The sequence below is a fragment of the Kineococcus sp. TRM81007 genome (assembly GCF_022669155.1).
GTDB lineage: Bacteria > Actinomycetota > Actinomycetes > Actinomycetales > Kineococcaceae > Kineococcus.
The window spans coordinates 15,517-39,628 of the sequence record NZ_JALBVB010000037.1; the positions used below are offsets into that span (position 1 = coordinate 15,517).

Here is a 24,112-nt window from a genome sequence, read left to right on the forward strand (position 1 = left end):
CACCGCGGGGTCGGGCGGGGGACGGTGGGTGGGGGCCCGGAGGTTGCGATCGTGTGAAGAATCGCGACTCACGGCGATCCCGGTTGGTGCACCCGGGTGCTTGTCGGCATGGTGTGTCGGCCCGGCCCCGGGCGTCGCTCGGCGGCCGGAGCCGCACAGACGCCGTCGACCGCGGAGAGGGAACCCCCATGCGCCGCCGCACCGTGCTCAGCTCGCTCGCCGCCACGCCGATCGTCGCCGCCGGGTGCAGCACCGGTGACGGCGTCGACACCGGCGACACCGGTCAGGGCGGAGGGGAGGGCGGCGGCGAGTTCGTCGCGGCCATCAGCGCCCAGCCCGACCAGTTCGACCCGCACAAGACCACCGCGTACGCCAGCTTCCAGGTGCTGGAGAACGTCTACGACACCCTCGTCGTCCCCGGCGCCGAGGACCAGGTGATGCAGCCGTCGCTGGCGACGGACTGGACCACCAGCGAGGACGGCCTCACCTGGACGTTCACCCTGCGCGACGACGTGACGTTCCACGACGGTTCCACCTTCGACGCCGACGACGTCGTGTTCTCGTACGACCGCATCATCGACCAGCAGCTGTCCAACGCCTACCGGTTCGCCACCGTCACCGACGTGCGCGCGCAGGACCCCCGCACCGTCGTCATCACCGTCTCGGAGCCGACGCCGGCGCTGCTGGCGCAGATCGGCGGCTTCAAGGGCATGGCGATCCTGCCCTCCGGGGTGGACGAGGCGAGCCTGACGACGCAGGCCGTGGGCACCGGCCCGTTCCGGCTGGAGAGCACCTCCGCGAGCGAGGTGTCGCTGAGCCGCTTCGACGACTACTGGGGCGAGGCGTCCACCCTCGACGGGATGACGTTCCGGTTCCTCACCGAGCCGGCCGCCGCGATGACCGCGCTGACCAGCGGCCAGGTGCAGTGGACCGACAACGTGCCCACCCAGGACGTCTCCGACCTGGCCGAGGACGACCAGGTGGAGCTGGGGCAGGTCGCCAGCGTCGACTACTGGTACCTGGCGATGAACCACGCCAAGGCGCCGTTCGACAACAGGGACGTGCGCCGGGCGATCGCCACCGCGGTGGACCGCTCGGCGGTCACGGAGGCGGCGCGCTTCGACGCGGCCCGCCCGAACCAGACGGCCATCCCCGAGGACAGCTACTGGCACCACGACTACGCGCCGTTCAGCACGGACGTGGACGAGGCGAAGCGGTTGCTGGAGGGCGCCGGCGTCACCACCCCGATCACGATGGGCCTGATGGTGACCTCCGAGTACCCGGAGACGGTGACGGCCGCGCAGGTCCTGGCCAGCCAGCTGGAGCCGCTCGGCGTCCAGGTGGAGATCCAGACGGAGGACTTCGCGACCTGGCTGGACCGGCAGGGGCGCGGCGACTTCGACGCCTTCATGCTCGGCTGGCTGGGCAACATCGACCCGTTCGACTACTACGACGGCCAGCACCGCACCGGCGGGTCGAACAACTTCCACGGCTACTCCAGCCCCGTCACCGACGACCTGCTGAACCGCGCCGCGGTCGCCACCGACCGCGAGGAGCGCAAGGACCTGTACGACCAGGCGGCGGAGCAGATCGTCGACGACGTCTCCTACCTGTACCTGTACAACCCGGACGTCGTGCAGGCGTGGACGCCCGGCCTGACCGGTTACACGATCCGTCCCGACAAGGCCGTGAACTTCGAGGAGGTGGAACTGCCCTCGTGACGGCGCTCGCGCTGCGGCGGGCGCTGCAGTCCGTCGTCGTCCTCCTCGGCGTCAGCGTGGTGGTGTTCGCGCTGGTGCACCTCGTCGACGGCGACCCGGTGCGCCTGGCGCTGGGCACCCGGTTCGACCAGGAGACGTACGAGGCGCTGCGCGAGCGCGCCGGCCTGGACCAGCCGCTGGTGGTGCAGTACCTGCAGTGGATCTCCAGCGCCGTCACCGGCGACCTGGGGGTCAGCTTCCGCTCCGGCGAGCCGGTGACCGCCCTCATCCTGGAGCGGCTGCCGGCGACGCTGTCCCTGGCGGGCGCCTCGATCCTCGTCGCGCTGCTCATCGCGGTGCCGCTGGGCACCGCCTCCGCGCTGCGGCCGCGCTCCGTCGTCGACGCCGCGGGCACGGTCCTGAGCCAGATCGGCATCTCGGTGCCGGAGTTCTGGATGGGCATCATGCTCATCCTGCTGTTCGCCGGGACGTTGGGCTGGTTCCCCGCCGGCGGGTACGTGCCGCTGAGCGAGGACCCGCTGCAGTGGGCGCGTTCGCTGGTGCTCCCGGCGGTGACGACGGGCCTGGTCTCCGGCAGCGTCCTGACGAGGTTCACCCGCTCCAGCGTCCTGGAGGCGCTGGGCGCCGAGCACGTGCGCACGGCCCGCGCCAAGGGCCTGGGGGCTCGCGCGGTGCTGAACTGGCACGTGCTGCGCAACGCGCTGCTGCCGCTGGTGACGGTGACGGGCGTGCAGCTGGCGTACCTGCTGTCCGGGGTCGTCGTGGTGGAGATCGTGTTCGCGTGGCCGGGGCTGGGTCAGCTGGCCCTGCAGGCGGTTCAGGCGCGCGACTACCCGGTCCTGCAGGGCGCGGTGCTGCTGTTCGCCTTCGTCTTCCTCCTCGTGAACCTGGTGGTGGACCTGCTGTACTCCAAGCTCGACCCGAGGATCAGCGCGTGAGCGCGGCTCAGGACCCCGTGGCGGTCCCCGCCCGGCGGATCTCGGTGCGCCCGGCGCGCGGGCGGTTCACCACGGCGCTGAAGCTGCTGCTGACGTCGCCGCCGACGCTGTTCGCCACGCTCGTCGTGGCCGGCGTGGTGGTGCTGGCGCTGTTCGACGAGCTGATCGCCCCCACCGGCTACAACGAGGTGGACGTGCAGCAGCGGCTGCTGCCGCCGGGGCAGGGCCACTGGTTCGGTACGGACGACCTGGGCCGCGACGTCCTCAGCCGCGTGGTCCTCGGCGCGGCGGTCTCCCTGCAGGTGGGCGCCGTGGCGGTGGGTTTCTCCCTGCTGGTCGGTGTCACCGCCGGCCTGCTCGCGGGGTACTACGGCCGCTGGCTGGACACGGTGCTCATGCGGCTGATGGACGTGCTGTTCGCGTTCCCCGCGATCCTGCTGGCCATCGCGGTCATCGCGATCCTGGGGCCGGGCACCACGAACGCGATGATCGCCATCGGCATCACGTACACGCCGGTGTTCGCCCGCGTCACGCGCGCCGCGGTCCTCGGCGTGAAGGAGAGCGTGTTCGTGCGCGCCTCCCGCTCGGTGGGCGTCTCCGACGCCCGGATGCTGCTGCGGCACGTCCTGCCGAACGCCGCGCCGCCGATCATCGTGCAGACGTCGGTGAGCCTGGCGTTCGCGGTGCTCGCCGAGGCGGCCCTGTCGTTCGTGGGCCTGGGCACGCAGCCGCCGGCACCCAGCTGGGGGCGGATGCTGTCGGAGGGCCGCAGCTACCTGGAGGACGCGTGGTGGATGGCGGTGTTCCCGGGTCTGGCGATCGTGCTGCTGGTGCTGGCGTTCAACCTGCTGGGCGACGGGCTGCGCGACGTGCTCGACCCGCAGCAGCGCAGCGCGCTGGAGGCCGCGCGCGCGAAGCCGCGCCGCCGGCGCCGGGCGGGGGTGGGCGCGTGAGCGAGCCCGTGCTGGTGGTGGAGGACCTGCGCGTGCAGCTGGACACCCCCCGGGGGAACGCCCGGATCGTCAACGGCCTGAGCTACTCCGTGGCGCCGGGCGAGACGGTCGCCGTGGTGGGGGAGTCCGGCAGCGGCAAGAGCGTGTCGGTGATGGCCCTGCTGGGGCTGCTGCCGAAGCGGGCCCGGGTCACCGGCAGCGCCCGCTTCCGCGGCCGCGACCTGCTGACCATGCGCGAGCGGGAACTGCGCGCCGTGCGCGGCGACGGCGTCGGCATGGTGTTCCAGGACCCCATGACGTCGCTGAACCCGGTGCTGACGATCGGCCGGCAGCTCACCGAGGGGCTCCTGGCGCACCGCAAGGTCTCCGGCAAGAGGGAGGCGCGCGAGCGGGCCGCGCAGCTGCTCGCCGACGTGGGCCTGCCCGACCCGCGCGGGGCGCTGGACCGGTTCCCGCACGAGCTGTCCGGCGGGATGCGCCAGCGCGTCGTCATCGCCACCGCCCTGGCCGGCGACCCGGCGCTGCTCATCGCCGACGAGGCCACCACCGCCCTCGACGTCACCGTGCAGGCGCAGATCCTGGACCTGGTGGCCCGCCTGCAGGACGAGCACCGCACCGGCGTGGTGTGGATCACCCACGACCTGGGCGTCGTCGCCGGCGTCGCCGACCGGGTGCTCGTCATGTACGGCGGGCGCTGCGTGGAGGACGGCACCGTCGACGACGTCTTCGAGCGCCCCGCCCACCCCTACACGCAGGGGCTGCTGGGCTCGCTGCCGCAGCTGCACGACGGCGGGGCCGGTGGGTCGCGCGAGCTGGTCGCCATCGGCGGCACCCCGCCCCCGCCCACCGACCTGCCGCCCGGCTGCGTGTTCTGGCCGCGCTGCCCGGTGCGCGGTGACGAGCGCTGCGCCACCGAGCAGCCGCCGCTGACACCGGTGGGGCCGCGGGACGGGGCGGGTGCCGGCTCGTCCGCGGTGCCGCACCGGGCGGCCACGTTCTACGACGCGGCGCGCGGCGCCGGGGAGGTGGGCTCGTGAGCACGGCGGCGGGGCAGGCGGGCACGCCGGCGGAGCGGGGTGCGCGCGACGACGTCCTGGTGCGCGCCCGCGGGCTCCAGGTGCACTTCCCGGTGAGCTCGAAGGGGCTGCGCCGCCGGCGCACCGGCGCGGTGCGGGCCGTGGACGGGGTGGACCTGGACATCCGCCGCGGCGAGACGCTCGGGCTGGTGGGCGAGTCGGGCTGCGGGAAGTCCACCCTCGGCAACGCGCTGCTGCGGCTGGTGGAACCCACCGCCGGCCGCGTCGAGTTCGACGGCACCGACGTCACCGCCCTGTCCGCGAAGGCGCTGCGCGCGCTGCGCCGGCGCGCCGTCATGGTCTTCCAGGACCCGTACGCCTCGCTGGACCCGCGCACCACCGTCGGGCAGACCGTCGCCGAGCCGCTGCAGGTGCACAGCCTGCACCGCGGCACCGAGGCGCGGGCCGCGCGGGTGGCGGAACTGCTGGAACTGGTCGGCCTGGACCCGTCGGTGGCCTCCCGCTACCCGCACGAGTTCTCCGGCGGGCAGCGCCAGCGCGTCGGCATCGCCCGCGCGCTCGCCGGTGAACCGGACTTCGTGGTGTGCGACGAGGCGATCGCCTCCCTGGACGTCAGCGTCCAGGCGCAGGTGCTGAACCTGCTGCGCGACCTGCAGCAGCGCCTCGGGCTGACGTACCTGTTCGTCTCCCACGACCTGGCCGCCGTCCGGCACGTCAGCGACCGCATCGCCGTCATGTACCTCGGCCGCGTCGTCGAGGTCGGCGACGCGGCGGACGTCAGCGCCCGCCCCCAGCACCCGTACGCGCAGGCGCTGCTGTCCGCGGTGCCGCTGCCCGACCCGGCCGCCGAGCGTCGCCGGGAGCGGATCGTGCTCTCCGGCGACGTGCCGTCGGCGACGCGGGTGCCGTCCGGGTGCCGCTTCCGCACCCGGTGCCCGCGCGCGTTCTCGCCCTGCCCCGACGTGGACCCGGCGCTGCAGGAGGTCGAGCCGGCCCACACGGCCGCCTGCCACCTGCACGGCGTCGTGGGGGTGCCGGTGGCCGCGGGGGAGCACACCGGCGCCTGAGCGGCACCCCGGGTGGTGCAGCGTCACCCGGTCGACGGCACGGCGGCTGCTCCGATCCGGCGGTCCGGTGCGCGCACGGTGCGGACGGGACGGGTGCGTGCCGAGGAGCACGGGGTGAAGACCGTCGTGCAGATCGAGACCACCAAGCCGATCGGGATCCGTGAGCTCAACGGCTTCCTGACGGGCATCGCCCAGCGGATGCCTGGCTGCTTCGTGTCCCAGGGGCCCAGCAGCCGCGGGCGGCTGACCGTGGTGGTCCTGGCCCCCGCCCCGCTGGAGCTGGAGGTGGCCGAGGAGGTGCTGGAGTCGCTGCCGCACCTGTGCGACTCCATCGCCGGGCTGTCGCTGGGCGAGCCCGCCCGCAGGTCCGCCGCCTGACGCCCGGCCCCGGTCCTCGGCCTCAGTCCTCGTCGCGCGGCACGCGCGTGGAGGTGCGCTGCACCACGTCGGAGTACTCCGGGTGCCGCTGGATCCAGCGCGCCACGAACGGGCACAGCGGCACCGCCGTCAGCCCGCGCTCGCGGACCTCCTCCAGCGCGTGCCGCACCACGGCGGAGGCGATGCCGCGGCTCTCGAACCCGCTCAGCACCTCCGTGTGCGAGAAGACGAGGAAGCGCGGGGCGGCGGAGTAGACGGCCACGGCGGCCAGCTCCCCGCCGACGCGGCCCTCGAAGCGGGACAGCTCGGCGTTGTCGGCGACGACGAGGCCGTCGACGGCGACCGGTCGCGGCGCGTCCTGCGCGAGCTCGTCGGCGGTCTGGTGCGGGGTGGCGCTCACGGTGCCTCTCCTGTCGGTCGGGACCCCGGTCGGGGTGTCGGCCTCACACGTGCAGTGAACAGCCTCCGGCGCCGTGATGACAGCGGGGTGTCCGTCCCGTGGCGCCGCTCACACCCCGCGGGCCGCCCGCGGACCCCCGCGCGGGCGCCTGCAGCGGCTCCGGCGCGACTACCGTGTGCCGGTGACCGTCCCCGCCGAGCGCAGCGCCGAGCGTGCCGCGGAGCCCGCCGGCGCCCCCCTCGTGCGGCGCTGGCGGCCCGGCTGGGAGCTCGACCTGGACTGCACGGTCTCGGTGCTGCGCCGCGGCGCGAACGACCCCGCGTTCCGCCGGGAGGCCGACGGCAGCGTCCGCCGCGCCACCCGCACCCCCGACGGGCCCGCCCAGCTGCACCTGGTGCCCCGCCCGCGCGACGGGGAGGTCGAGGCCCGCGCCTGGGGCCCGGGTGCCGAGCGGGTCCTGGACGGGGTGCCCGACCTGCTGGGCGCCGGCGACACCACCCACGCCGAGTTCGAGCCGCGCCGCGAGCACACCGCCCTGCACGACGCGTGGCGCGCCCACCCCTGCTGGCGCCAGCCGCGCACCCGGTCCGTCTTCGAGGCGCTGGCCGCCTCCGCGCTGGAGCAGGTCGTCACCACCCGCGAGGCGTTCGCCGGCTGGCGCCGCCTCGTGCTGCGCTTCGGCGAGCCCGCGCCCGGCCCCCAGGGGCTGTGGGTGCCGCCGGCGCCGCAGGACTGGCTGCGGGTGCCGTCCTGGGAGTGGCTGGCCGCCGGCGTGGAGCTGCGCCGGCGGAAGGTGACGATCCTCGCCGCCCCGCGCGCCGCCGCGCTGGAGCGCACCCTCGCGCTGGACGAGGCCGCCGCCGACCGCGCCCTGCGCTCCCTGCCCGGTGTGGGGGTGTGGACGTCCGCGGAGGTGCGCGCCCGGGCCCACGGCCACCCCGACGCCTTCTCCTTCGGCGACCTGCACGTGGCCGCCGACGTCTCCTGGGCGCTGACCGGCGAGGTCCTCGACGACGCGGGCTGCGCCGAGGTCATCGAGTGCTACCGCGGGCACCGCTACCGGGTCCAGCGCCTGCTGGTGCTCGCCGGTGCGCGCCGGCCCCGCCGCGGCCCGCGCGCCGCCCTGCCCACCCACACGCCGAACCGCGCGCTGCGCGCGCACCGACCCCGCCGCGGCGGCTGACCGTCCCGGCTGGTGGGATGCACCGCGTGCGCGTGCTCCTCATCGGCTGGTCCAGCGTCCTGCACGGCGAGGCCACGGCCGGCGACCTGCTCAGCACCGAGGCCGTCGCGCAGCGCCTGCGCGCCGCCGGCGCCCGGGTCGACCTCGCCTTCAGCCCCGCCGTGCTGCTCGCCCAGGGCCCGCGCGGCGGCGTGCTCTACGAGGACGCCGACGAGGTCCTGCACGTCGACCCGGCCGCCTACACGCACGTGGTGTGGGCGTGCGGACCGCTGACCGGCCGGCCCGTCGAGCAGGTCCACGAGCGCTTCCCCGCCGCCCGCCGCCTCGCCGTCGGCGTCTCCGTCCTGGACCCCGCCGACCCGGCCGTCACCGGCTTCCACGCCGTCGTGCCCCGCGACGCACCCGGCGCGCCCACCGGCCGCGACCTCGCCGCCCGCCCCGCCGTCGCGGACCTGCCCGTCGTCGGCACCTACCTGACCCGCGGGCAGGGCGAGTACGGGGCCCGCCGGCGCCACGACGAGGTCGCCGACGTCCTCACCGGCTGGCTGGGCGGGATCGACGTGGCCCGCCTGGAGCTGGACACCCGCGTCGACCCGCGCGAGTGGCGGATGCCCGCCACCGCCGAGCAGGTCCTGGCCGTGGTCTCCCGCCTCGACGTCGTCGTCACCACGCGCCTGCACGGCCTGGTGCTCGCGCTGCGCGCGGGGGTGCCGGCGCTCGCGGTGGACCCCGTGGCCGGCGGGGGGAAGGTGAGCGCGCAGGCGCGCGCCTGGGGCTGGCCGGGGCTGCTGGCCGCCGAGGAGGTCCTGGCCGCCGACGGCGCGGCCGCGCTGGACGAGCAGCTCGCCTGGTGCACCTCCGGCACCGGCCGCGCCGCCGCCGCCCGCGCCCGGGCGGAGGCCCCCGCCGCGGGCGCCGGGCAGCTCGACGCCCTCGCCGCCGCCCTGCACCCCTGACCCCACCGCCCCGGCGGGGACGGTGGGGTCAGGCGCAGGCGCAGGCGCAGGCGTCGGGCGGGCGTCAGGCGGGCAGGGGGGAGACGCGCACGAGGGCGTCGAGCGCGCCGTCGCGCTCCACGGTCCCGGCCAGGTCCTCCGTCCACAGCGCGGCCAGCGCCCGCTGCGCCAGCGCACCCAGCTCGAAGGCGTCGTCGGCGCTCAGCCGCAGCAGCGGGCCCCGGCCGTCGTCCTTCACCAGGCACCGGCCCGCCCCTCCCGCCTCCGCGACCTCCGCCACGCGCGCCAGGCGCTCGGCGAGCGTGCCGGGCACGACCGGCGGCGGGTCCACGGCGGCGGCGCCGACGGCCGCGCGCACCGCCTCCACGTGCCCGAGCCGGAACCAGTCGGTGGACGCCGGGCGCAGCAGCGAGCGCGCGCCCGGCCCGTCGTCGGGGACGACCCGGTCGGCCAGGCCGCGGATCAGCGCGGCGGGGACGCCGTCCGTCTTGCCCTTGACGAGGTCCGCCGTGGCGGCCACCTCGTCGGCGATGGCGCGCGCGGTCACGCTCATCGGGCGCCCGGACGCGTCCAGCTCCCCGCGCAGGTCGTCCAGCACCGCCAGCCCCGCCACGCCGAGGGCGAAGTCCGTCTGGCCCTCCCGCCACGCCCGCCCGGCGGTGTCGGTGACGACCACGGCGACGTCGGCCCCGGTCCGCTCCCGCAGGCCGGCGCGCAGCGCCCGGGCCTCGGCGTCCGCGTCGGCGGGCAGCAGCAGCACGGTGCCGTCGGCCACGTTGGAGGCGTCCACGCCGGCGGCCGCCATGACCGGCCCGGCCGCGGACTGCACGACGCTGGCCAGGCCGGCGGGGGTGCGCCGCGCGGCGACGGTGCGCACCGACTGCGCGGCGATGACGGCCTCCCGCTGCGCCAGCGGGGCGGTCAGCCCGCGCGCCTTGGAGACGACCTTGCTGGAGACGGCCACGACGTCGCCGTCGACGATGGAGGCGCGCTGGGCGTGCAGGGCGTCGACGAGGAGGCCGGCGAGGTCGTCGCCCGCGTCGACCTCGCCCACGCCGGTGATCCCGACGACCTGCAGGCTGGTGGTGGAGCGCATCACGCGGGCACCACCTCCCCGGTCAGCTCCAGGGCGAGGTCCACGGCGGCCCCGGCGAGGGCGGCGGTGGCGGCCGGGTCGCTCATCAGCAGCGGCCGGCGCCGCACCGCCAGCGGCCGGGGGCCGGGTGCGGGCGCCTCGTCGCCCTCGGCGATCAGCCAGCCGTCCAGGAGGTCGGCGTAGAGGCCGGCGACGGCGGCGGCGGTGGTGGGCACGCCGATCGCGGCCAGGCAGGCGTCGGCCATGCCGCGCACGGGGGCGCCGCCGATGACGGGGGAGACGCCCACGACGGGTGCGGCCGTGGCGACGAGGGCGTCGCGGATCCCGGGCACGGCGAGGATCGAGCCGATGGAGACGACGGGGTTGCTGGGGGGCAGCACGACGACGTCGGCGTCGCGCAGCGCCTCGAGCACCCCGGGTGCGGGGCTGGCCGCGGCGGCGCCGACGGGTTCGATCGCCAGGGCCGGCACGGCGGCGTGCAGGCGCACCCACCACTCCTGGAAGTGCACGCGCCTGCCGCCGGCCTCGCCGTCGTGGGCGGCGCGCTCGGCCTCGGGCACGGGGGCCAGGTCCACGTGGGTCTCGACGACGTCGTCGGTCATCGGCAGCAGCCGGGCGCCGGGTTCCCAGCGCCGGCACAGCTGCTCGGTCGCCTCGGAGAGGGTGCGGCCCTCGGCGAGCAGGCGCGTGCGCACGACGTGGGTGGCGATGTCCTTGTCCCCCAGGGTGAACCAGGTGGGGCTCTGCCCGTGGCGGGCGAGCTCGCCGGCCACGGCGTACGTCTCGTCGTCGCGCCCCCACCCGCGCCCCTCGTCGATGCCGCCGCCGAGGGTGTACATGACCGAGTCGAGGTCGGGGCTGATGCGCAGCCCGTGCAGGGTGACGTCGTCGGCGGTGTTCACCACGACGGTGAGCTGCGCCCGGCGGCGGACCGGGTCGGGGCTGGAGCGCAGCGCGGCCAGCAGGCCGCGCAGGAAGCGGGCCCCGCCCACGCCGCCGGCGAGGGCCGTGACGCGCAGGGGTGCGGCGCCGGGTGCGCGCGCGGGGGTGCTGACGGGAGTGGTGGAGCTCACCGCCCCATCATCCCGCCCCCCGGACGGGTGGTGCGGGCCCGCACCCGGACGGGCGGTCCGCTGGGCCGGACGGGTGGCCGGCGGCAGCCTCGGGGTGGGGCGGCGGTGACTGGTGGGACGCCGGGGGCGGGGGTGATACCACGCTGGGCTTGACTAGTGGGGACGACACGCGTGTAATTCCACCAGTGGTGGTCCAGCGTGACCGTCGCGTCACCGGTAGTGACAGACCGAGGCTGTGGGGGCCGCCAAGTGGAGATCGACGTCCAGCACCGCGACGAGGACGGCGGCAGCAGCCGCCCCGAGCTCCGGCTCGTCACCTCCCTGCCCGACCCCGTGGTGGCCCCGCCGCCCACCGGGCTCTCGGGCCTCACCCCGGAGGACCCGGGCTGGCAGGAGCTGGCCCTGTGCGCGCAGACCGACCCGGAGGCGTTCTTCCCCGAGAAGGGCGGCTCCACCCGCGAGGCCAAGCGCGTGTGCCAGTCGTGCGAGGTGCGCCAGGAGTGCCTGGAGTACGCCCTCGCCCACGACGAGCGCTTCGGCATCTGGGGCGGCCTCTCCGAGCGGGAGCGCCGCCGCCTCAAGCGCCAGGTCGTCTGAGCCCACCGCTCGCCCGAGCCCGCCGCCGGGTCCGGCCGGGCGGGTCCGCCGGGGCGATCAGTCGCCGCCGTAGCGGGGATCCACCTCCTCCGGGTCCATGTCCAGCAGGTGCGCCACCTGCTCGACCACCACGTCCGCCACGAGGTCGTCGAGGTCCTCGCCGGTGGCGCGCGTCTCCATGGGGCGCCGGTACAGCACCACCCGCGCCGGCCCCGAGCCGTCCGCGGGGAAGAGCCGCCCCAGCGGGACCACCTCGTCCTCCCACGGCGCCGGGTCCGAGGGCGGCACGTCCTCCACGGCGAACTCCACGGAGGCCAGCTGCTCCGCCCAGCGGCGCTCCAGCAGCTCCACCGCGTCCAGGACCAGGTCGTCGAAGCGCTCGGCGCGCGTGCGCGCCGCCGGCAGGGACGCCGGCAGCAGCGGCCCGCGCGGGCCGCGCCCGTGGCGGTCGCGGCGGACGCGGCGGCGCCTGCGGTGCGGCCGGGGGGTGGTCATCGGCGCAAGGTACCAAGCGCGCCGCCCGCTCGCGCCGCGTCCCGGCGCGCACCCGGCGGCGACCGGTGCCGCGGCCGGCGCGGGGCGCGGTGCCGCGGCCGGCGCGGGGCGCGGTGCAGGTCGCGGGGCGGTCACGACACGGCGCCCGCTGCGCCGCCCTTCCGCCGGGCCCGCCCGATCGGCGGTAGCGTGCGGCGCGTGAACGCTCCCCGCACGAGTCCCGCCGGAGGCGGTGGCGGTCGTCACGGTGCAGCGGTGCGGCGGTGCTCGCGGACGGCGTGCGGCCGGACCGCGGTCGCGACCCTGACGTACGTCTACTCCGACTCCACGGCCGTCCTCGGCCCCCTGGCCGCCTACGCCGAGCCGCACTGCTACGACCTCTGCTCCGAGCACGCGGAGCGGCTGACCGCCCCGCGCGGCTGGGAGGTCGTCCGCCTCGCCCCCGAGCTGGTCGAGGCGGCCGCCCGGCACGACGACCTCCTCGCCGTGGCCGACGCGGTGCGCGACCCCGCCGACGGCCCGCGGGCCGTGGTGGACCCCGACGCCCCGGCCGTGCGCCGCGGCCACCTGCGCGTGCTGCGCGAGGACCACCGGCGCTGAGGCCGGCGGGTGCCGGGCCCAGCTCGGGGCCCCACCCGGACGGGGGCTCAAGTCCCGCCCGGGAGCTGCCGATGCGAGGGGCGTCGCCCCGCACCGAGCTCTCCCGGAGGTCCTCCCCGTGCCCCTCGCCGGTCCGAACAGCCCCCGCGCCCCCCGTCGCTCCCGCGCCGCCCGCCCCACCCCGCCGCTGGGCTCGCTGACCCAGGCCGCCCACCGCGAGAGCGCCGTCTGCGGCTCCTGCGGCAGCGAGCGCGTCACCCGGCTGTCCATGTCGCTCACCGACGGCACCGAGGTGGAGTTCGTCTCGTGCCACGTGTGCGAGGAGCGCAGCTGGCTCTCGCCCGGCGGTCCGCTGAGCGTGGACTCCGTGCTGGACCGCACCCGCAAGCAGTGACCTCCGGCCGGCGCCCGGCCGGCGCCCGCCGGTGCCCGGCGCCGACCGGCGGCCGTGCACAACCCCCGCCCGGGGTGCGACGGCGCTTGTAGGCTCCCGGCGTGACCGTCTCCCTGTCGTCCGTCGTCAAGGCCTACGACGTCCGGGGGGTCGTCCCCGACCAGCTCGACGCCGGCGCCGTGCGCGCCCTGGGCGCCGCCTTCGCCGAGGTCGTGGTGCTGCCCGAGGTGCGCGCCGGTGCCGCCGCGCGCGCCGTCGTGGGCCACGACATGCGCCCGTCCTCGCCGGAGCTGTCGGCCGCGTTCGCCGACGGGCTCGCCTCGCGCGGCGTGGACGTGGTGCTCGTCGGCCTGTGCTCCACGGACGGGCTGTACTTCGCCAGCGGCTCCCTGGACGTGCCCGGGGCGATGTTCACCGCCAGCCACAACCCCGCCCGGTACAACGGCATCAAGCTGTGCCGCGCCGGCGCCCGCCCCGTCGGCCAGGAGACCGGCCTGGCCGCCGTGCGCGACCTCGCCCAGTCCTGGCTGGACGCCGGGGCGGTGCCCTCGGGCGCCGGGCAGCCGGGCGCGGTCACCGAGCAGGACCTGCTCGCCGAGTACGCCGCGCACCTGCGCTCCCTGGTGGACCTGACCGGCGCCCGGCCGCTGAAGGTCGTCGTCGACGCCGGCAACGGCATGGCCGGGCACACCGTGCCCGCCGTCCTCGGCGCCGCCGCCGGGCTGCCGGCGCTGCCCCTGGACGTGCAGCCGCTCTACTTCGAGCTGGACGGCACCTTCCCCAACCACGAGGCGAACCCGCTGGAGCCGGCGAACCTGCGCGACCTGCAGGCCGCGGTCCCGCGCGCCGGCGCCGACCTCGGCCTCGCCTTCGACGGCGACGCCGACCGCTGCTTCGTCGTCGACGAGAACGGCGACCCGGTCAGCCCCAGCGCCGTGACGGCGCTGGTCGCCCGCCGCGAGATCGCCAAGGAGCGCGCCGCCGGCCGCGAGGCCCGGGTGATCCACAACCTCATCACCTCGCGCGCGGTGCCGGAGATCGTCGCCGAGGACGGCGGCGTGCCGGTGCGCACCCGCGTGGGCCACTCCTTCATCAAGCAGCGCATGGCCGAGGAGGGCGCCGTCTTCGGCGGCGAGCACTCCGCGCACTACTACTTCCGCGAGTTCTGGTCCGCCGACACGGGCATGCTCGCCGCGATGCACGTGCTGGCCGCCCTCGCGGAGGGCGAGCTGCCCCTGTCGCGGCTGGCCGCCGAGTACGAGCGCTACGTCGCCAGCGGCGAGATCAACTCCACCGTCGACGACGCCGCCGCCGTCACCGAGCGCGTCCTGGCGGCCGAGCAGGACCTGGCGGCCGCCGAGGGCCGCGAGCTGGTGGTGGACCGCCTCGACGGGCTGACCGTCACCTGGCCGGGCGACGACCGGCGGCCGATGTGGTGGTTCAACCTGCGCGCCTCCAACACCGAGCCGCTGCTGCGGCTGAACGCGGAGGGGGCCGACGGCGCCACGATGACCGCCGTGCGCGACCGCGTCCTGGCCGTGGTGCGCGGGGGCGCCCGGTGAGCGCCGCCGGCCGGGACGCGCAGGGGGCCGGCGCGCCCGCGGGCCCGCGGCTGGAGCCGTGGGTGCTCCAGCTGCTGCGCTGTCCCTTGACCGGTGAGCCGCTGGAGCCCGTCGAGGTGGACGGCGAGCCGTTCCTGGCCACCGCCGCCGGCATCCGCTACCCCGTGGACGGCGGTGTGCCGGTGCTGCTGGCCGACGAGGCGCTCGACGTGCCCGCCGGGGTGCGCGGGCCGGCGGGGGAGGAGCGGGCGTGAGCGCGCTGGACGAGACCCTGCTGGCCGACGGCGACGCCCTCACCGCGGCCGACCCGTCCGGCGTGCTGCGCTCCCTGGCGGGCGCCGGGGCGCAGGTGCGCGAGTCCGTGGAGCTGTGCGCCCAGGCGGGCGTGGGCCGCCTCGCCGAGGAGGGCCGGCCCCGCGCCGTCGTGGTGGCCGCCCTCGGCGGCGCGTCGGTCGTCACGGACGTCCTCACCGCCCTGGCCGGCCGCGGCTGCCCCGTGCCCCTGGTGGCCCGCCGCGGCGGCCCCCTGCCCAGCTGGGTCGGCCCGCTGGACCTGGTGGTGGCCGTGTCGATGTCCGGGCGCGCCCCCGGGCCGCTGGCCCTGGCCGCCGAGGCGGCCCGCCGCGGTGCGCGGGTGGTCACCGTGGGCGCGGAAGGCTCGCCGCTGGCCGAGGTCGGCGCCCGCGGCGGCAACGTGCACGTGCCCCCGGCGCGGGGCGTGCGCGCCGTCGAGGCGGGCACCCGCTCCTCGCGCGTGTCGCTGTGGTCGCTGCTGACGCCGGTGCTGCTGGCCGCCGACGCCGTCGACGTGGTGCGCACGCCCGCCGGCGTGCTCTCCGCCGTCGCCGAGCGGCTGGACGCGGAGGCGGAGACGTGCCGGCCGTGGTCGGAGAGCTTCGTCAACCCCGCCAAGGCCCTGGCGCTGGAGCTGGCGGGGGCCGTGCCCGTCGTCCTGGCCGACGGCGACCTCACGGCCGCCGCCGCCCGCCGCGCCGCCTCGATGCTCTCGCGCACCGCGCGGGTGCCGGCGGTGGCCGGGGCGCTGCCCGACGACGCCAGCGAGGTGGTGGCCGCCTTCGGCGGCCCGTTCGCCGCGCGCCCGGACGACGTCTTCGCCGACCCCTTCCTCGACGGGCCCGTCGGCCCACGCCTGCAGCTGACGCTGCTGCGCGACGCGCCCTCGGCCGTGCCGGACGCCGAGCGGGTCGTCGCCGACGCCGTCGCCACGACCGCGGCCGACGCCGGTGTGCGGGTCAGCGAGGTCGTCGCCGAGGCGGGGGAGCCGCTGGTGCGCCTGGCGCAGCTGATCGCGCGCACCGACTTCGCCGCCGCCTACCTGGCGCTGGCCTCGGGCACGGACCCCGCCGCCTCCCCCCAGGTGGCGGACCTGCGCGAACGCCTGGGGTGAGCGCGACGCGCCGCGTCGCGAGCGGTGCCGGAGCCCGCGCGTACCCTGGGGGGATCCGGCGTCCGGTGATGCCGAGTGGCCCAGAGGGGCCGCGCCGGGAGCCCGCCACACCGACCCCCCGGAGGGGAAGCTCCGCATGACGTTCGAGTTCGAGGTCCGCGACCTCTCCCTCGCCGAGGCCGGCCGCCACGAGCTGCGCCTGGCCGAGCACGAGATGCCCGGCCTCATGGCCCTGCGCGCCGAGTTCGCCGAGTCCCAGCCCCTGGCCGGTGCCCGCATCGCCGGCTCCCTGCACATGACCGTCCAGACCGCAGTGCTCATCGAGACCCTCACCGCGCTGGGCGCGCAGGTCCGCTGGGCCAGCTGCAACATCTTCTCCACCCAGGACCAGGCCGCCGCCGCGATCGTCGTGGGCGACGGCACCCCCGAGGCGCCGGCCGGCTCGCCCGTGTTCGCCTGGAAGGGCGAGACCCTCGAGGAGTACTGGCGCCTGGCCGAGCGCATCTTCGACTGGGGCACCGACGCCGACGGCCACCGCGTCGGCCCCAACATGATCCTCGACGACGGCGGCGACGCCACGATGCTCGTCCTGGAGGGCAAGCGGTTCGAGGCCGCCGGCGCGGTGCCCGAGCCCACGGAGGACGACTCCGAGGAGTACCGCGTCGTCCTGGAGCTGCTGCGGAGGTCCCTCGCCGAGGACCCGCAGCGCTGGACCCGCGTGGCCGAGGGCGTCCAGGGCGTCAGCGAGGAGACGACCACCGGCGTGCACCGCCTGGCGGAGTACCACCGCAACGGCGTGCTGCCGTTCCCGGCGATCAACGTCAACGACGCGGTGACGAAGTCGAAGTTCGACAACAAGTACGGCACCCGCCACTCGCTCATCGACGGCATCAACCGCGCCACCGACGTCCTCATCGGCGGCAAGGTCGCGGTGGTGTGCGGGTACGGCGACGTCGGCAAGGGCTGCGCCGAGTCGCTGCGCGGCCAGGGCGCCCGGGTGATCGTCACCGAGATCGACCCCATCAACGCGCTGCAGGCCGCGATGGACGGCTACCAGGTCGCCCGCCTGGACGACGTCGTCGAGACCGCGGACCTCGTCATCACCGCCACCGGCAACCGCGACGTCGTCATGGCGGCCGACATCGTCCGCATGAAGCACCAGGCGATCCTCGGCAACATCGGCCACTTCGACAACGAGATCGACATGGCCGGCCTGGCCCGCGTGCCGGGCGTGGAGAAGGTGGAGATCAAGCCGCAGGTGCACGAGTGGCGCATCCCCGCCGCCGACGGCCGCGGCGCGCGCAGCGTCATCGTGCTGTCCGAGGGCCGGCTGCTGAACCTGGGCAACGCCACGGGCCACCCCAGCTTCGTCATGTCGAACTCGTTCACCAACCAGGTGCTCGCGCAGATCGAGCTGTTCACGCAGCGCGACTCCTACCCGGTGGGTGTGCACGTGCTGCCGAAGCTGCTCGACGAGAAGGTCGCCCGCCTGCACCTGGACGCCCTGGGCGTGCGGCTGACGGAGCTGACGAAGACGCAGGCCGAGTACCTCGGCGTCGACGTCGCCGGCCCGTACAAGACGGACGAGTACCGCTACTGACCGCCCGCGCACGACGACCGCCGGGCGGGGTGGTTGGATGGCTCCGCACCGACACGAGGAGACGTCATGAGCAGCACGGCCCCCGGCCTGGCGGCCCTGCACCAGGAGCTGGCGGGGATCCTGCTGGCCGGCAGGGAGCTCGACGCCGTCCTCACCGACGTGGTCACCACCGCCCGCCGGGCCCTGCCGGGCGCCGAGGCCGTCTCCATCACCCTGCTGCGCGGCGACAAGGCGTTCACCGCCGCCCACGACGGGAAGATGGCCCTGGACGCCGACGAGATGCAGTACGCGCGCGGCTACGGCCCCTGCTTGGACGCCGGCCGCGCCGGTCAGGTGTTCGTCGTGGAGGAGATGGCCACGGAGGAGCGCTGGCCCGACTACTGCCGGCACGCCGCCGCGGCGGGCGTGGGCAGTTCCGTCTCGCTGCCGCTGCCGGTCCAGGGCCGCACCCTGGGCGCCCTGAACTGCTACTCCTCGCGCCCCCGCTCCTTCGGTGAGGACGACGTCGCCCTGGGCCAGGAGGTCGCCGCGTTCGTCGCGATCGCGGTCGCCAACGCCGACTCGCACGCCCGCTCCGCCGAGGACGCGGAGAACATGCGCCGGGCCATGGCCTCGCGCGCCGTCATCGAGCAGGCCAAGGGCGTGCTCGTGGAGCGGCACAAGGTGACACCCGAGCAGGCGTTCACGCTGCTGACGCACGCCTCGCAGCGCACCAACGTGAAGCTGAACCGCGTCGCCGAGGAGCTCGTGACCACCGGCGTGCTGCCCGGTGCCGTGGGCTGACCCGCACCGCGAGCCTGCCCGGCCCGTCCGCGGCGCGCTCCTCGCCCGGCTCAGCGCCGCCCCAGGGAGCGTTCCAGCTCGGCCGTGCGCCGCGCCCGCCGCTGCAGGCGCTCCAGCTCCCGGTCGCGCCGCTCGACGAGCACCGCGGTGAGGAACCGCTCCGGGGTGGTGCCCGCCGGCGGCGGCGGGGACACCCGCGTCAGCAGCGCGTCCGCCAGCGAGGCCCCCAGCGCCTCCCGGGAGCCGGCGTGCAGGGAACCGGCGCGCGCCAGGAACTGGCGGGCGGCCAGGGCCGTGCCGTCGGGCAGCCGCCCGATGTCGGCGCGCCGCGCCCAGCCGGCCAGCTCCGGCGGCATCGGCGGCAGCGGCACGTGCCGGGCCGCGGAGCGCTCACGCACCACGTAGGTGCCCGCGAGCAGGTCCCCGACCCGCTTGCCGCGGGCGTTCAGCAGCGCGCAGATGATCGCGGAGCTGCCCGCCAGCGCGTAGAGCTCGAAGAAGCCGGTCAGGGCCCGCACCAGGGAGTGCCGGAAGCGCACCGGGCCGCCGTCGTCGCGCACCGCCCGCACACCCGCCACCAGCTTGCCGACCGAGCGCCCGCGGGTGGCCGTCTCCACCGCGGTGGGGATGCCGATGAGGCACAGCACCGTCTCCGCGAGCACGACGGCCGCGGTGGCGGCCTCGTCCGTGCTGGACAGCAGGGCCCGCGAGGCGTACAGCAGCGCACCCAGCACCAGCAGGTGCAGGAGCGCGTCGATCACGGCGCCCAGCAGGCGCGAGGCGAACGACGCCGCCCGCAACCCCAGGACGACCGCCTCGCCGGTGACGACGTCACCGACGGGGTCGGCCAGCCGCACCGCCGGCGCGGTCGGCACGGGGCCCGCGGGCGGTGCGGGCCGCACGAGGTCGTCGGGTGCCACGCGGGCACCGTACCGGCCGCCCCCGCCCGGCGGGGCGCCCGCTCACCCCTGCCCGCTCACTACTGTGGCGGCGTGGACGTCGACGCCTTCCGGGCCGTGCACGAGCAGGAGTGGGCGCGGCTGCGCGAGCTGGTGCGCCGCCGCCGCCTGACCGGCGAGGAGGCCGACGAGCTGGTGCGCCTCTACCAGCGCACCGCCACCCACCTGTCGGTGCTGCGCTCGGCGCAGTCCGAGCCGGTCCTGCTGGACCAGCTGTCCACGCTGCTGGCGCGGGCGCGCTCCCGGCTGACCGGGTCCCGCTACACCGCCTGGCGGCAGCTGGGCCACTTCACCACCCGCGGGCTGCCCGCCGCGCTGTGGCGGGTGCGCTGGTGGAGCCTCGCCGCGGCCGCCTACACGATCGTCCTCGCCACGGCGGCGGGTGCCTGGATGGTCGGCAACCCCCGCGCCCAGGCCAGCCTGTTCGGCTCGCGCGAGGACATCCGCCGGCTCGTCGAGGAGGACTTCGCCGGCTACTACTCCGAGTACGCCCACGCCTCGTTCGCGGGCCGGGTGTGGACGAACAACGCGATGGTCGCCGCCACCTGCGTGGTGCTGGGCATCACCGGCGTGTTCGTGCTGTTCGCGCTCACCCAGAACGCCCTCAACGTCGGGCTGCAGGGCGGCCTGCTCATCGACAACGGGCGCGGTGAGGTGTTCTTCGGCCTCATCGCCCCGCACGGCATCCTCGAGCTGACGGCCGTGTTCGTCGCCGCCGGCGCGGGGATGAAGCTGTTCTGGACGTGGGTGGCGCCCGGGCCGCGCAGCCGCGGGCACGCCCTGGCCGTCGAGGGCCGCGCGATGGTCGGGCTGGCGCTGGGGCTGGTGGTGGTGCTCTTCGTCTCCGGCCTCATCGAGGGGTTCGTGACGCCGTCGCCGCTGCCCACCGCCGCCCGCGTCGGCATCGGCGTCCTCGCCGAGGTGGCCTTCCTGCTGTACGTGGTGCTGCTGGGGCGGCCCGCCGCCGCGGCGGGGGAGACCGGTGACCTGGAGGCGCGCTTCGCCGGTGACGCCGCCCCCGTGCGCGGCTGAGGCGCCGCCGCGCTACCCCGGCTCCCCGACGTCCCCGCCGGTGCCGGTGCCGTCCCCGCTGCCGTCCCCGGTGCCCAGCAGGCTGCGGGTCAGGCGCTCGCCGTCGGAGAGCAGCTCGTCCAGCGCCGAGCGCAGGTCCGCGTCGGCGACCTCGTGACCGGCCGTCGCCGCCAGCAGCACCGCCCGGCGCAGCAGCTCCCGCGCGAAGGACGCGGTGACCCCGCCCGTGCGGGCGGCGGCCTCGTCCAGCGCGGCCGCCGACAGCGGCAGCCCCCGCGCGTACAGGCGGAACAGCGCCCGGCGCGCCGCCTCGTCCGGCAGGGGCACCTCCACGGCCAGGTCCACCCGCCCCGGGCGCTGCGCCAGCGCCCGCTCCAGCAGGTCGGGCCGGTTGGTGGTCAGCACGAACGCCACGTCGGCGTCGCCGCCGAGGCCGTCCATGGCGTCGAGCAGCTCGAACAGCAGCGGCCGCTCCCCGGGGTGCGAGCCGCGGTCCTCGGCGACGAGGTCGACGTCCTCCAGCACGACGATCGCCGGCTGCATCGCCCGCGCCAGGTGCGCAGCCACCGTCACCCGGGCCAGCGCCACCCCGGACAGCAGCACCACCGTGGTGCCGGGGGTGCTGCTCACCAGGTGCCGCACCGTGTGCGTCTTGCCGGTGCCCGGCGGGCCGTACAGCAGCACTCCGCGCTTGAGGTGCTGACCGGCCGCGGTCAGCCTCCCGGAGTTCTCGCCCACGCCCACCACGTGCCGCACGACGCGCTCCAGCGAGCCCGGCGGCAGCACCACCGCGTCCGCGGGCACGTCCGGCCGTCGCAGGAAGGTGATGCCCGCGGAGGAGTGGTGCTCGAACGGCGAGCCGGAGAAGGTGAGGACCTGTCCGCGCAGCACGCTGCGCTCCACCATGAGGCGGCGGACCTCCTCGATGAACGCCGGCACCGCGTCCTCGTCGGCGGCCACCACCTCCATGCCGTGCCCGTACGGGCTGTGCTCCAGCGCCGCGCGCTGCAGCACCGCCAGCGGGACACCGCCGTGGCGCAGCAGCCGCACGCCGAAGCCGACGGCGCGCCGGGTCGAGTCCGGCCCCGTGGGCAGGTTCACCCGGTCCGGGGCGGCGGTGCCGTAGCGCCCGTAGCGCGTCTCCAGCAGGTCCGCGAAGCTCGTGTGGGAGCGCTGGTCGCCCCCGGCGACGCCCACGACGCGCTCGCCGCCGCCGCGGCGGGCGACCTCCTCCAGCGCCACGTCCAGGTCGGCGAACTGGTGCTCGGGCACCTGCTCACGCACCACGGGCACGCGCCGGGCGTCGGTGCCCAGGTGGCCGGCGACGACGTCCGCCAGGGCGGGGCCGTCACCGGGGTCCTCGGTGCGCTGGGCGTGCACGACCTCCTCGAGGAAGGTCCGGACGGCGCTGACGAGCCGGCGGGTCTCGGTGTCCACCCCGTGATCGTGGTGGTGCGCGCGGCACCGCGTCCAGGGGGTTCCCGGTGGCCCGGGCGCGGCCCGGCGACTACAGCCTCCCGGCCGCCTTCAGCGCCAGGTAGCGGTCCGCCAGCGCCGGGGCCAGCTCCTCCGGCGCGGCGTGCACCACCTCCACGCCCAGGCGCCGCAGCAGCGCCGCCGTGGCCTCCCGCTCCGCCGCGGCCGTCTCCGCCGCCGCCGCGGTGTACACCTGCTCGGCGTCGCCCCGCTCGCGCGCCAGCCGCGCCAGCGACGGGTCGTCCACGGCCGCCAGCACCACCGTGTGCCGGGCGGCGAGCTGCTCCAGCGCCGTCAGCAGCCCCGAGTCCAGCACGGAGGTGTCCAGCGCCGTCAGCAGCACCACCAGGGCCCGCTGGCGCGCCATCGAGCGCACCTGCCCGGTCACCGCGTCCCAGTCCGCCTCCACCAGGGACGGCTCCAGACCGGCCAGCGCCTCCACCAGCGACGGCAGCAGCGAGGTGCGCGAGGCGCCCCGCACCCGGGCGCGCACCCGGCGGTCGTGGGCGATCAGGTCCACCCGGTCGCCGGCGCGCGCGGCCAGCGCCGCCGTCAGCAGCGCCGCCTCGATCGAGGCGTCCAGGCGCACCTCCACGCCCCCGGGGCCGCCGCCCAGGCGCGCGGCCGCCGTGCGGGAGGCGTCCAGGACCAGCAGCACCCGCCGGTCCCGCTCGGGCCGCCAGGTGCGCACCACCACCGACTGCCGGCGCGCGGTGGCGCGCCAGTCGATGGAGCGCACGTCGTCGCCGTCCACGTAGTCGCGCAGCGAGTCGAACTCCGTGCCCTGCCCGCGGTGCTGCACGGCGCTGCGCCCGTCCAGCTCGCGCAGCCGCGCCAGGCGCGAGGGCAGGTGCCGGCGGGACGTGAACGGCGGCAGCACCCGCACCCGCCCCGGCACCTCGCGCGAGCGCTGCCGGGCGGCCAGCCCCAGCGGCCCGGTGCAGCGCACCGTGACGCGGTCGGCGAGGCGGTCGCCGCGGCGCGTGGGCACCAGCACCGTGGACAGCCGGCGCCGCTCCCCGGGCGGCAGGTCCAGGCGGTGCCGCTCCCCGCGCGCGCCCGCCGACGGCTGCCAGGCGTCGCGCAGCACCCCGCGGACCCGGCGGCGACCGGTGTTGGCGACGAGCAGCTCGCCGGTGCGCGGCTCGCCCAGGCGCACCGCGGCCAGCGGCGCGCGCTGCACGCTCACCGAGCGCGGGGAGGCGGCCAGGGCCGCGTCGAGGCCGACGAGCACCGCGCAGACGGCCAGCCACGCCCAGAACGCGCCCCAGCCGGGCTGCAGCGCCACCGCCACCAGCCCCGCCAGCACCAGCAGCGGCGCCCGCCCCGTCAGCGCCACGGGGCGCTCCCCGCGGCGCCGCCCGCGGCGGCGGGTGCGGCGCTCACCGGGGCACGGGCACGGTGCTGAGCACCGAGTCCAGCACCGCGTCCACGCTCACCCCGTCCAGCTCCGCCTCCGGGCGCAGCTGCACCCGGTGCCGCAGCGTGGGCCGGGCCAGGTCCTTCACGTCGTCGGGGGAGACGTAGTCGCGTCCCGACAGCCACGCCCACGCCCGCGCCGTCGCCAGCAGCGCCGTCGCCCCGCGCGGGGACACGCCCAGCGCCAGCGACGGCGAGGAGCGCGTCGCCCGGCACACGTCGACGACGTAGCCGAGGACCTCCCGGGAGACCTGCACCGAGCGCACCGCGCGCGTGGCCAGCGCCAGGTGCGCGGGCGTGGCCACGGCCCGCACCCCCGCGCCCGCCAGGTCGCGCGGGTCGAAGCCGGCGGCGTGGCGGGCCAGCACCTCCACCTCGTCCTCGCGGGCCGGCAGCGGCAGCGTCAGCTTGAGCAGGAACCGGTCCAGCTGCGCCTCCGGCAGCGGGTAGGTGCCCTCGTACTCCACCGGGTTCTGGGTGGCGGCGACGATGAACGGACCCGGCAGCGGGCGCGGCACCCCGTCCACGGACACCTGCCGCTCCTCCATGGCCTCCAGCAGCGACGCCTGCGTCTTCGGCGGCGTGCGGTTGATCTCGTCGGCGAGCAGCAGGTTCGTGAAGACCGGTCCCTCCCGGAAGCTGAACCGGGCGGTCTGCGCGTCGTAGACGAGCGAGCCGGTCACGTCGCCGGGCATGAGGTCGGGGGTGAACTGCACCCGCTTGGTGTCCAGCTCCAGCGCCGCCGCCAGGGTGCGCACCAGCAGCGTCTTCGCGACGCCCGGCACGCCCTCCAGCAGCACGTGCCCGCGGCACAGCAGCGCGATGACGAGGCCGGTGACGGCGGGTTCCTGGCCGACGACCGCCTTGGCGACCTCCTGGCGCACCGCCCGCAGGGCGTCGCGGGCCTCCTCCAGCTCCGCGGAGGTCGTCGTGCCGTTCGCGGTGCCGGTGCCCGCGGTCCTGCTCGCGGCGGTGCTGCCGCCCG

At 76.7% G+C, this 24,112-nt stretch carries 25 protein-coding genes; 17 read left to right on the forward strand and 8 right to left on the reverse strand.

The genetic code is table 11. The annotated features are described in order from the left end of the window. Positions 1-188 precede the first annotated feature (188 nt). From MN205_RS05055 to MN205_RS05080, 6 genes are all read left to right on the forward strand, one after another. Positions 189-1,721 (forward strand): ABC transporter substrate-binding protein, encoded by a 1,533-nt coding sequence (locus MN205_RS05055; protein ID WP_242124938.1) that lies wholly within the window; start codon positions 189-191, stop codon positions 1,719-1,721. Further along, the gene (locus tag MN205_RS05060; RefSeq protein WP_242124940.1) at positions 1,718-2,659 is read left to right on the forward strand and encodes an ABC transporter permease; all 942 of its coding nucleotides are present in this window, start codon (positions 1,718-1,720) and stop codon (positions 2,657-2,659) included. The genes MN205_RS05055 and MN205_RS05060 overlap by 4 nt, the downstream gene beginning before the upstream one ends. Before the next feature lie 44 nt (positions 2,660-2,703). Further along, positions 2,704-3,612 carry an ABC transporter permease gene (locus MN205_RS21570; protein ID WP_374115847.1) on the forward strand — a complete coding sequence of 303 codons (909 nt, stop codon included), beginning with the start codon at positions 2,704-2,706 and terminating at the stop codon, positions 3,610-3,612. Further along, positions 3,609-4,649: an ABC transporter ATP-binding protein gene (locus MN205_RS05070; protein WP_242124944.1), complete on the forward strand. Its 1,041-nt coding sequence runs from the start codon at positions 3,609-3,611 to the stop codon at positions 4,647-4,649. The genes MN205_RS21570 and MN205_RS05070 overlap by 4 nt, the downstream gene beginning before the upstream one ends. Continuing rightward, positions 4,646-5,716, forward strand: a complete 1,071-nt coding sequence (locus tag MN205_RS05075; RefSeq protein ID WP_242124945.1) for an ABC transporter ATP-binding protein — start codon at positions 4,646-4,648, stop codon at positions 5,714-5,716. Before MN205_RS05070 ends, MN205_RS05075 begins: the two co-directional genes overlap by 4 nt. A gap of 114 nt (positions 5,717-5,830) precedes the next feature. Next, on the forward strand, positions 5,831-6,094 hold the full coding sequence (locus MN205_RS05080) for a hypothetical protein (protein WP_242124947.1): 264 nt from the start codon (positions 5,831-5,833) through the stop codon (positions 6,092-6,094). Between the two features lie 22 nt (positions 6,095-6,116). Here the strand turns inward: MN205_RS05080 and MN205_RS05085 are convergent, their stop codons facing one another. Then, positions 6,117-6,494, reverse strand: a complete 378-nt coding sequence (locus MN205_RS05085) for a GNAT family N-acetyltransferase (protein WP_242124949.1) — start codon at positions 6,492-6,494, stop codon at positions 6,117-6,119. A gap of 181 nt (positions 6,495-6,675) precedes the next feature. Between MN205_RS05085 and MN205_RS05090 the strand changes: the two genes are divergently transcribed. Together MN205_RS05090 and MN205_RS21575 are read left to right on the forward strand one after the other, a co-directional pair. Beyond that, the gene (locus MN205_RS05090) at positions 6,676-7,677 is read left to right on the forward strand and encodes a DNA-3-methyladenine glycosylase (protein ID WP_242124951.1); all 1,002 of its coding nucleotides are present in this window, start codon (positions 6,676-6,678) and stop codon (positions 7,675-7,677) included. A gap of 17 nt (positions 7,678-7,694) precedes the next feature. After that, positions 7,695-8,633, forward strand: coding sequence for a polysaccharide pyruvyl transferase family protein (locus MN205_RS21575; protein ID WP_374115845.1), 939 nt, complete (start codon positions 7,695-7,697; stop codon positions 8,631-8,633). A gap of 64 nt (positions 8,634-8,697) precedes the next feature. Here MN205_RS21575 and cofE read toward each other — a convergent pair whose 3' ends face one another. Both cofE and cofD read right to left on the reverse strand, forming a co-directional pair. Continuing rightward, positions 8,698-9,729, reverse strand: coding sequence for a coenzyme F420-0:L-glutamate ligase (gene cofE / locus MN205_RS05100; RefSeq protein WP_242124954.1), 1,032 nt, complete (start codon positions 9,727-9,729; stop codon positions 8,698-8,700). After that, positions 9,729-10,748 carry a 2-phospho-L-lactate transferase gene (gene cofD / locus MN205_RS05105; protein WP_255818070.1) on the reverse strand — a complete coding sequence of 340 codons (1,020 nt, stop codon included), beginning with the start codon at positions 10,746-10,748 and terminating at the stop codon, positions 9,729-9,731. Before cofD ends, cofE begins: the two co-directional genes overlap by 1 nt. A gap of 303 nt (positions 10,749-11,051) precedes the next feature. On the opposite strand from cofD, the gene MN205_RS05110 reads away from it, so the two are divergent. Next, the gene (locus MN205_RS05110) at positions 11,052-11,399 is read left to right on the forward strand and encodes a WhiB family transcriptional regulator (protein WP_374115846.1); all 348 of its coding nucleotides are present in this window, start codon (positions 11,052-11,054) and stop codon (positions 11,397-11,399) included. A 57-nt stretch (positions 11,400-11,456) separates the two neighbouring features. Here the strand turns inward: MN205_RS05110 and MN205_RS05115 are convergent, their stop codons facing one another. Continuing rightward, positions 11,457-11,894, reverse strand: a complete 438-nt coding sequence (locus MN205_RS05115; protein ID WP_242124958.1) for a metallopeptidase family protein — start codon at positions 11,892-11,894, stop codon at positions 11,457-11,459. A gap of 198 nt (positions 11,895-12,092) precedes the next feature. Between MN205_RS05115 and MN205_RS05120 the strand changes: the two genes are divergently transcribed. The 7 genes from MN205_RS05120 (at position 12,093) to MN205_RS05150 (ending at position 18,241) form a co-directional block, all read left to right on the forward strand. Further along, on the forward strand, positions 12,093-12,494 hold the full coding sequence (locus tag MN205_RS05120) for a DUF3499 domain-containing protein (RefSeq protein ID WP_242124960.1): 402 nt from the start codon (positions 12,093-12,095) through the stop codon (positions 12,492-12,494). A 118-nt stretch (positions 12,495-12,612) separates the two neighbouring features. Next, positions 12,613-12,888: a hypothetical protein gene (locus MN205_RS05125; RefSeq protein WP_242124962.1), complete on the forward strand. Its 276-nt coding sequence runs from the start codon at positions 12,613-12,615 to the stop codon at positions 12,886-12,888. Positions 12,889-12,989: 101 nt separating this feature from the next. Then, positions 12,990-14,450, forward strand: coding sequence for a phosphomannomutase/phosphoglucomutase (locus MN205_RS05130; protein WP_242124964.1), 1,461 nt, complete (start codon positions 12,990-12,992; stop codon positions 14,448-14,450). After that, positions 14,447-14,704 (forward strand): Trm112 family protein, encoded by a 258-nt coding sequence (locus MN205_RS05135; protein ID WP_242124966.1) that lies wholly within the window; start codon positions 14,447-14,449, stop codon positions 14,702-14,704. Before MN205_RS05130 ends, MN205_RS05135 begins: the two co-directional genes overlap by 4 nt. Next, a complete protein-coding gene (locus tag MN205_RS05140) occupies positions 14,701-15,858 on the forward strand; it encodes an SIS domain-containing protein (protein ID WP_242124967.1) in 1,158 nt (385 codons plus the stop codon). The genes MN205_RS05135 and MN205_RS05140 overlap by 4 nt, the downstream gene beginning before the upstream one ends. A gap of 136 nt (positions 15,859-15,994) precedes the next feature. After that, complete coding sequence (gene ahcY, locus MN205_RS05145; protein WP_242124969.1) at positions 15,995-17,458, forward strand: adenosylhomocysteinase; 1,464 nt, start codon at positions 15,995-15,997, stop codon at positions 17,456-17,458. Positions 17,459-17,524: 66 nt separating this feature from the next. After that, positions 17,525-18,241, forward strand: a complete 717-nt coding sequence (locus MN205_RS05150) for a GAF and ANTAR domain-containing protein (protein WP_242124971.1) — start codon at positions 17,525-17,527, stop codon at positions 18,239-18,241. A 50-nt stretch (positions 18,242-18,291) separates the two neighbouring features. Here MN205_RS05150 and MN205_RS05155 read toward each other — a convergent pair whose 3' ends face one another. Then, positions 18,292-19,161: an RDD family protein gene (locus MN205_RS05155; RefSeq protein ID WP_242124972.1), complete on the reverse strand. Its 870-nt coding sequence runs from the start codon at positions 19,159-19,161 to the stop codon at positions 18,292-18,294. A gap of 72 nt (positions 19,162-19,233) precedes the next feature. On the opposite strand from MN205_RS05155, the gene MN205_RS05160 reads away from it, so the two are divergent. After that, a complete protein-coding gene (locus MN205_RS05160; protein WP_242124974.1) occupies positions 19,234-20,232 on the forward strand; it encodes a stage II sporulation protein M in 999 nt (332 codons plus the stop codon). Positions 20,233-20,244: 12 nt separating this feature from the next. On the opposite strand, the gene MN205_RS21580 is transcribed toward MN205_RS05160, so the two are convergent. The 3 genes from MN205_RS21580 to MN205_RS05175 form a co-directional block, all read right to left on the reverse strand. After that, positions 20,245-21,669: an ATP-binding protein gene (locus tag MN205_RS21580; protein ID WP_242124976.1), complete on the reverse strand. Its 1,425-nt coding sequence runs from the start codon at positions 21,667-21,669 to the stop codon at positions 20,245-20,247. A 70-nt stretch (positions 21,670-21,739) separates the two neighbouring features. Then, positions 21,740-23,047 carry a DUF58 domain-containing protein gene (locus MN205_RS05170; RefSeq protein ID WP_242124978.1) on the reverse strand — a complete coding sequence of 436 codons (1,308 nt, stop codon included), beginning with the start codon at positions 23,045-23,047 and terminating at the stop codon, positions 21,740-21,742. A gap of 43 nt (positions 23,048-23,090) precedes the next feature. Continuing rightward, a complete protein-coding gene (locus MN205_RS05175; protein ID WP_255818080.1) occupies positions 23,091-24,041 on the reverse strand; it encodes a MoxR family ATPase in 951 nt (316 codons plus the stop codon). Between the last annotated feature and the right edge of the window lie 71 nt (positions 24,042-24,112).

Bases quoted from the DNA above. Each gene is read 5' to 3' on its own strand.
- cofE (WP_242124954.1), bottom strand. From the start codon at position 9,729: ATGCGCTCCACCACCAGCCTGCAGGTCGTCGGGATCACCGGCGTGGGC.
- MN205_RS21575 (WP_374115845.1), top strand. From the start codon at position 7,695: ATGCACCGCGTGCGCGTGCTCCTCATCGGCTGGTCCAGCGTCCTGCAC.
- MN205_RS05115 (WP_242124958.1), bottom strand. From the start codon at position 11,894: ATGACCACCCCCCGGCCGCACCGCAGGCGCCGCCGCGTCCGCCGCGAC.
- MN205_RS05055 (WP_242124938.1), top strand. From the start codon at position 189: ATGCGCCGCCGCACCGTGCTCAGCTCGCTCGCCGCCACGCCGATCGTC.
- MN205_RS05150 (WP_242124971.1), top strand. From the start codon at position 17,525: ATGAGCAGCACGGCCCCCGGCCTGGCGGCCCTGCACCAGGAGCTGGCG.
- ahcY (WP_242124969.1), top strand. From the start codon at position 15,995: ATGACGTTCGAGTTCGAGGTCCGCGACCTCTCCCTCGCCGAGGCCGGC.